Below are 7,169 nucleotides of genomic sequence, written 5' to 3'. Positions count from 1 at the left end.
ATGCCGAGAGCCTCCCGAGTCGTTTCTTCTTGTCGGCGCAACTGCACGAACAGCGGCTTCAGGCTCAAGTTTCCTTTCTGTCATCTAGGAGGAGAGGTCGCCGACATTGACTCCAGGGTCCGCCGCCTTCATAAGCCCGGCCTTCTCGCACCGGGTTTCGCCCGAGGCGCGATGTCTATTACGGACGATGCGTGGACCGCCGTTGAGATCGCCGCTCCAATCGGGGAGCAGCCGGGCCGCATCATGATGAAGAGTGACACATGTCCAAGCGCCATAGCGCCAAGTACAAACTCGACCGGGCCATGGGTGAAAACCTGTGGGGTCGCGCCAAGTCTCCCGTCAACAAGCGTTCCTACGGCCCCGGCCAGCACGGCCAGCGCCGCAAGTCCAAGGTCTCGGACTTTGGTCTGCAGCTGAAGGCCAAGCAGAAGCTGAAGGGCTACTACGGCAACATCACCGAGAAGCAATTCGCGGCGACCTACGCTGAAGCCGCCCGTCGCAAGGGCAACACCTCGGAAAACCTGATCGGTCTGCTGGAATCGCGTCTGGACGCCATCGTCTACCGCGCCAAGTTCGTGCCGACCGTCTGGGCCGCCCGTCAGTTCGTCTCGCACGGCCACGTCACCGTCAACGGCAAGAAGGTCGACATCGGTTCGTACCGCGTGAAGGTCGGCGACGTCGTCGAGGTCAAGGAAAAGTCGCGCAACATGGCGCTGGTGCTCGAAGCCCAGCAGTCGAGCGAGCGTGATCTGCCTGACTATCTGGAACTGGGCGATCGTGGTTTCTCGGTCCGTTACGGCCGCGTGCCGGAACTGTCCGACGTGCCCTATCCGGTGAAGATGGAGCCGAACCTGGTCGTCGAATACTACTCCTCGTAAGTTCGACGATCCCGCCCGATCCGTCGGGTCGTGGTTCAAGACAAGAAAAGAGGCTCCGGCTCGCCGGGGCCTCTTTTTTAATCAGACGCAGCGGCGGTTTCCTTTTGGGCCAAACCAAGGCATGTTGCCCCTCGCTGTCAGGATCGAGCCGCAGGAGGCCGAGATGAGATATCGGATCGCTTTCTGCGTTGTTGCGGCGCTGTCTGTCGCGGCTCTGGCCGGGTGCGCCTCGAAGCCGGGCGCCCTGGTGCGGACCGAGGGCATGCCGGGGCAGTTGGAGCCGATCCACGCCGCCGCCTTCACCCGCGATCTGGCCGTGTTCCGCGTCAGCTCGAACGGCTGCACCGACAAGAGCGACGTCAAGCCCTTCATCACCCAGCTCAAGGATTCGGCGGTCATCACCCTGCGTCGTCTGGACGAGGATCGCTGCAGCCGTCCGGTCCGGGGCGGGGTGCAGATGGAATGGACCTTCAAGGAACTGGGCCTTCCGCCCGGCGCCAACGTTCTGGTCAACAATCCCTACATGATGGACGGCGAGGCCGCGGCCGTCAGCCAGTAGAGGCTGAAGCGGCTTAAGGGCCGCTTTTTCAATTTTCGTTATTCATATCGAGACAGCCAGGGTTAACGCCTTGGCTTTTAGGACATCAGACTCCCTATTCCCTACGGCGTCTTCCATGCGTGTCCTGACCTGTCTGACTGACGAGCACCATCTGGGGCTCGTCGCCCTGGCTGCCTTGATCTGCCTGCTGGGCAGCTTCATCACAACAGGACTGTTGCGGCGCGTTCGCGAAAACGGGGGATTGTCGCGTGTGTCGTGGCTGTTCCTGGGCGCCGTCGCGGGCGGGGCGACGATCTGGTGCACCCATTTCGTGGCCATGATCGCCTATCGACCGGGCGTCGAGACGGCCTATGAGCCGATGCTGACGGGCGTCTCCCTGGCAGTGGCGGTCCTGGGCGTCGGCCTGGCCCTGGCGACGGCCTCCATGCGCCGCCGTTTCTCCGTCGAGGCGGGCGGCGCCCTGTTCGGCATGGCTGTGGCCGGGATGCACTTCGTCGGCATGGCCGCCCTGTCGGTCGAGGGCGTGGTGCATTGGTCGGCCGTCTATCTGGCGGTCTCCATTATCGGTTCGGTGGCGTTCGGCGCCCTGGCCTTCCGCCTGGCCTCGACCGAAGAACGCTTCGCGCGGCTGAAGGGCGGGGCGGCCATGGTGCTGGGCATCGTCTGCCTGCACTTCACGGCCATGGCGGCGATGACCGTCATTCCGCTGGGACCGCTGGACGGCATGCTGACGGGCGAGGACGCGCGCCATGTGCTGGCGCTGGGCGTCGCCGGCGTCGGTCTGCTGGTGCTGGGCGCCGGCGCCGCCAGCCACGCCCTGGATCGGGAAGCCCTGGCGCTGAACCGCGAGCGGCTGCAGTACCTGCTCGAGACCGGCGTCGACGGCATGGCGATCGAACGCGACGGCGTCATCGTGGCCGTCAATGAAGTCCTGGCCGAGTTGGCCGGCGCCGACCGTGACAGCCTGATCGGCGCCGATCTGGGGGATTGGGTGCAGGACGCCCACCGTCTCGACGACGGCGCTGTGACCCAGACCATTCTTATGGCCGGCGGTCAGGAGATTCCGGTCGAACTGTCGGCCCGGCGCGACCTGATGGCGCGCGGCCGCACCATGATCTACGCCGTGCGCGACCTGCGCGCCCGCATGGCCCAGGAACGTCGCATCGCCCACCTGGCCCGCAACGACAGCCTGACCGGCCTGCCCAACCGAGCCTCCTTCCTGGAGCGGCTGACGCGCCAGAAGCAGACGGCGGCCGAGGGCGAGAGTCTGGCCCTGTTCGCCCTGGACCTGGATCGGTTCAAGGAGGTCAACGACCTGTACGGGCACGCGGTCGGCGACCAGCTTCTGTGCATCATCGCCGAACGCATGAAGGGCGCCCTGCGCGAGGGCGAGTTCATCGCGCGCCAGGGCGGCGACGAGTTCCTGGCCCTGGCCTCGGTCGCGACCCGCGACGAAGCCCGCGCGGTGGCCGAGCGCCTGCGTCAGGCCGTGATCCAGACCGTGACGCTCGACCATGCCGACGTGTCGTGCGGCGCCAGCATCGGCGTCTCGCTGTGGCCGGAAGACGCCCAGGACGTGTCCACCCTGATCAACAACGCCGACCTGGCCATGTACCGGGCCAAGGCGTCGCTGACCCAGGACGTCTGCTTCTATGAGGCGGACATGGATCAGGCGGTCCGCGCCCGTCGCCGCGTCACCCAGGCCCTGCGCGAGGCGCTCGAGAACGAGCGGTTCGAGCTGCACTATCAGGTCCAGGCCTCGGTCGAGACCGGCAAGGCCACCGGCTATGAAGTCCTGCTGCGCTGGAAGAACGATGAAGGCCGCTACATCTCGCCGGCCGACTTCATCCCCGTGGCCGAGGAGAACGGCCTGATCCTGCCGATCGGCGAGTGGGTGCTGCGTCAGGCCTGCCGCCAGGCCGCCGCCTGGGAGGAGCCGCATCGCATCGCGGTCAACCTGTCGCCGGTGCAGTTGAGCCACGTCGATCTGCCTCGTCTGGTGCATCAGATCCTGCTGGAGACCGGCCTTGCGCCGTCGCGCCTGGAGCTGGAGATCACCGAGACGGCCATGATCACCGACATGGCGCGCACCACCCATGTGCTGCGTCAGCTGAAGGCGCTGGGCGTGACCATCGCCATGGACGACTTCGGCACGGGCTATTCCTCGCTGTCGACGCTGAAGGCCTTCCCCTTCGACAAGATCAAGCTGGACCGTTCCTTCATGACCGAACTGGACGGCGAGGCGCCGCAGTCGCGGGCCATCATCCGCGCCGTTCTGACCATCGGCGAAAGCCTGTCGATCCCGGTCCTGGCCGAAGGCGTCGAAACCGCCGAGCAGTTGGCCTTCCTGCGCGCCCAGGGTTGCAATGAGGTGCAGGGCTACCTGCTCGGCCGCCCCCAACCCGAAGCCGACGCCCTGCACCACGGCGCGGCCTGGATCGACCTGGAGGAGACGGCGACAGCCGCGTGACGGGCGGCGATCCTTGCCGATTATTCACATGACCCTGCGACCCGGCGCTGGCAGGGTGCGGCCAAGTTAAAAAAAGGGACGCGTCTCATGCGCCGCATCATCATCGCCCTGGCCTTGGCGGCTGTCGCCGCGCCGGCTCTGTCGGGCTGCATCATCATCGCCACTGAGAAGCCGACCACGCGCGTCATCCACACGCCGCCGGCGGAAGGCGCCTGATGCGCGGCGCTCTGCTGGCCGCCGTCGCCCTGCTGCCCTTGCTGGGCGGTTGCGTCATTTATTCCAATGGGGGCGGCGAGAAGGTTTCGGTCGTCACGGAGCCCAATATGGCCAAGACGGAAGTCGTGGAGGCGGTGCGCCGCGTCGACTTCGACGGCCAGCGCCTGAACGTCGTGGTCGGGTCCAACGGCTGCACCGAGGCGTCCAGTTTCGAAGTGCAGATCAAGGACTCTGATCCGGCTGAGCTGAAGTTGGTGCGTCGCACGCCCGACGTGTGCCGCGCCCTCGCGCCCGAGGGCGTGACGGTCAGCTGGACCTATGCCGAACTGGGCCTGGAAGCGGGCCAGCCGGTCCGGGTGATCAACCCGATCAGCCTGTAGGCGTCGCCTTCTCTTTGGGGGGGCGTTCGTCGGTCGAGACATATAGGGGTGCGGGACTTGCGTTCCGCACCCCTTTTCCTTCGTCGTCAGGCGTCGAACGCTCCTGACAGGACGCCGAACAGCGGATTCGGCCGCCCCTCGTCATTGAACAGCAGGGGGCTGTCCCGGCCGTCGTCGTTTTCGCCGCGACGCAGCCAGGAATCGCTGTCGCGCACGCCCCAGACGGTGAAGGCGAAGCGTTGTGCGGGGGGCAGGCTCATGAAGGCCTCGGCCAGTTCCGCCACGCGCGCCGTCTGCTGCTCGCGGCGCTGGGCGCGGGAACGTAGGTCCGGCATCCGGCCGCCGCGCTTCAGCGACGCATCCAGTTCGGAGACATGGATGGGCAGACCGAACTGGCGGGCCTCATTCATGAAGGCGGCGATCTGGCCCTTGGGGATTTCGATGTCGAGGTGGGACTGGACGCCGATGCCCTGAACCGGGGCGCCCGCCTTCAGCAGCCGCTCGACCAGACGCAGGAAGGCCGCGCCCTTCTTGGGCGTGTTCTCCAGATTGTAGTCGTTCAGGAACAGGGTCGCCTCGGGCGCGGCGATGCGCGCCTGTTCGAAGGCGCGGATGATATAGGCGTCGATCCCGCCCAGACCCCGGCTCCAGACGCAGTCGCGATAGCCGCTTCCGTCATCCTCGACCGGTTCGTTGACCACGTCCCAGCCGACGATCTGACTGCGCCAGCGCCCGGCCACCTCGGCGATATAGCGGTCATGCTCGGCGATGAAGCGCGGGCGGTCGTCGACAAGGGCGGTGAACCACGGGTGGTCCTGCGCGTACCAGATCAGGGCGTGGCCGAAGAGGCGGATGTCCAGATCGCGCGCGAAATAGGCGATGCGGTCCGGCGCGTCGAAGCGCAGGGAGCCGTCCTTCTGGAGGATGTACTCCATCTTCATCTCCCACTCGGGCGTGAGCTGGGAGAAGTGGGTGGAGACCAACCGGAACCAGTCCTGATCCGACAGCTGGCCGGACATGGCGACGGTTCCGACAGGGAAGGGGGCGACGGCTTTCAGCGGCCGAACAGGGCCGGTCGGCGGCGTGGCGGGCGCCTCGCCCGCGCCGCAGGAGGCGAGCGCGAGGGTTGAGGCCAGCAGGGCGCGACGGTCGATCACGTCTAGCCCTCGGCGCGGCGACGCAGGCCCATTTCGTCATAGGCGGCGGCCTCGCGCTTGGCGGCGGCCGTCAGCTTGTTCAGCCGGGTGGTTTCGGCGACGTGCTCGAACTTCTTCAGCTCCTCGAAGGCGCCGGTCAGGGCGTCACGGGCGCCTTCTTCCTCGGCGGCGACGGCGGCGACCTCGGCCTCGGCGTCGGCGCGGCGCTGCTTCCAGCCGTTGAGATAGGCCTGCAGCATCATGCCGGAGGACGGATCGTGCCGCGCGTTCTCACGCTCGACCTCGGCCTCGGCGTCCAGCACGGCGACGCGCATCTCGGCCTCGGCCTTGCGGGCGCTGATCTCGGCCAGACGCTTCTGCAGCGTCTCGACCTCATAGTTGGAGATGCGGATCAGGGATTGGGCCCAGGTCGTCATGCGTCGTCTCCCGTGATCATTGGTCCACCATGCCCTGGTTCAGGATGGTTTCAAGTCTGTCGAAACTTTCGTTCAGGCGCGTCACGTCGTCCTTGTCCTGGGTCAAGAAACCTTCCAGGGCCGGATTCAGGGCGATGGCGCGGTCGACGATGGGGTCGGCCCCGGTGCGATAGGCCCCGATGCGGATCAGCTCTTCCATGTTGGAATAGGCGCTCAGGCACTGGCGCGCGCGGCGGTTCAGTTCGCGCTCGGGCGGGGACTGGTTGCCGGGCATGGTGCGGCTGACGGACTTCAGCACGTCGATGGCGGGGAAGCGGCCGCGCTCGGCGATCTTGCGGTCCATGACGATGTGGCCGTCCAGAATGCCGCGCACGGCGTCGGCGATCGGCTCGTCATGGTCGCCCCCGTCCACCAGCACGGTGAACAGGGCGGTGATCGGTCCCGCCTCGGTCCCGTCCGGCCGGATCGGTCCCGGCCCCGCACGCTCCAGCAGCTTGGGCAGTTCGGTGAAGACGGTGGGGGTGTAGCCCTTGGTCGTCGGCGGCTCGCCCGCGGCCAGGCCGATCTCGCGCTGGGCCATGGCGAAGCGGGTGACGCTGTCCATCAGGCACAGCACCTCCAGCCCCTGATCGCGGAAGAACTCGGCCACGGCCATGGTCATGTATGCCGCCTGACGCCGCTTCAGCGCCGGCTCGTCGCTGGTGGCGACCACGACGACGGCCCGTTTCAGCCCCTCTTCGCCCAGGGTCTCCTCGATGAACTCGCGGACCTCGCGGCCCCGTTCGCCGATCAGGCCGACGACGACCACGTCGCAGGTGGCCTGACGCGCCAGCATGGACAGCAGCACCGACTTGCCCACGCCCGAACCGGCGAAGATGCCCAGGCGCTGGCCCCGGCTGGTGGTGGTGAAGACGTCCATCGCCCGCACGCCCAGATCCAGCCGCTCGCCCACCCGGCCGCGCGAATGGGCGGGCGGCGGCGGCGCGCGCAGGGGGTAGGGGACGAGGCCCGGCGTCAACGGCCCCAGGCCGTCGATCGGCTCGCCGAAGGAATCGATGATGCGGCCCAACCACGCCGTTGTCGGGCGCACGCT

At 67.1% G+C, this 7,169-nt stretch carries 8 protein-coding genes; 5 read left to right on the top strand and 3 right to left on the bottom strand.

Features of this window, described 5'->3' with window-relative positions; all coding sequences use genetic code 11:
- Positions 1 to 260 precede the first annotated feature (260 nt).
- The 5 genes from rpsD (at position 261) to BDIM_RS00445 (ending at position 4,503) form a co-directional block, all read left to right on the top strand.
- Positions 261 to 878: a 30S ribosomal protein S4 gene (rpsD, locus tag BDIM_RS00465; RefSeq protein WP_003163593.1), complete on the top strand. Its 618-nt coding sequence runs from the start codon at positions 261 to 263 to the stop codon at positions 876 to 878.
- Positions 879 to 1,041: 163 nt separating this feature from the next.
- Positions 1,042 to 1,437, top strand: coding sequence for a hypothetical protein (locus BDIM_RS00460; protein WP_040344689.1), 396 nt, complete (start codon positions 1,042 to 1,044; stop codon positions 1,435 to 1,437).
- Positions 1,438 to 1,552: 115 nt separating this feature from the next.
- Entirely contained in the window at positions 1,553 to 3,907 is a 2,355-nt protein-coding gene (locus BDIM_RS00455) for a bifunctional diguanylate cyclase/phosphodiesterase (RefSeq protein WP_003163591.1), read from the top strand.
- A gap of 87 nt (positions 3,908 to 3,994) precedes the next feature.
- On the top strand, positions 3,995 to 4,123 hold the full coding sequence (locus BDIM_RS18550) for a hypothetical protein (RefSeq protein WP_003163590.1): 129 nt from the start codon (positions 3,995 to 3,997) through the stop codon (positions 4,121 to 4,123).
- Positions 4,123 to 4,503 (top strand): hypothetical protein, encoded by a 381-nt coding sequence (locus BDIM_RS00445; RefSeq protein ID WP_003163589.1) that lies wholly within the window; start codon positions 4,123 to 4,125, stop codon positions 4,501 to 4,503. The genes BDIM_RS18550 and BDIM_RS00445 overlap by 1 nt, the downstream gene beginning before the upstream one ends.
- Before the next feature lie 86 nt (positions 4,504 to 4,589).
- Here BDIM_RS00445 and BDIM_RS00440 read toward each other — a convergent pair whose 3' ends face one another.
- From BDIM_RS00440 to BDIM_RS00430, 3 genes are all read right to left on the bottom strand, one after another.
- Positions 4,590 to 5,660 carry an endo-1,4-beta-xylanase gene (locus BDIM_RS00440; protein ID WP_003163588.1) on the bottom strand — a complete coding sequence of 357 codons (1,071 nt, stop codon included), beginning with the start codon at positions 5,658 to 5,660 and terminating at the stop codon, positions 4,590 to 4,592.
- Between the two features lie 2 nt (positions 5,661 to 5,662).
- On the bottom strand, positions 5,663 to 6,076 hold the full coding sequence (locus BDIM_RS00435) for a flagellar FliJ family protein (RefSeq protein WP_003163587.1): 414 nt from the start codon (positions 6,074 to 6,076) through the stop codon (positions 5,663 to 5,665).
- 16 nt (positions 6,077 to 6,092) lie between these two features.
- Positions 6,093 to 7,169: FliI/YscN family ATPase (locus tag BDIM_RS00430; RefSeq protein WP_081461797.1), on the bottom strand; the 1,077-nt coding region annotated here is incomplete at its 5' end.

The organism is Brevundimonas diminuta ATCC 11568 (genome assembly GCF_000204035.1).
Taxonomy (GTDB): Bacteria; Pseudomonadota; Alphaproteobacteria; order Caulobacterales; family Caulobacteraceae; genus Brevundimonas; species Brevundimonas diminuta.
This window is presented reverse-complemented; position numbering and strand designations above follow the sequence as displayed.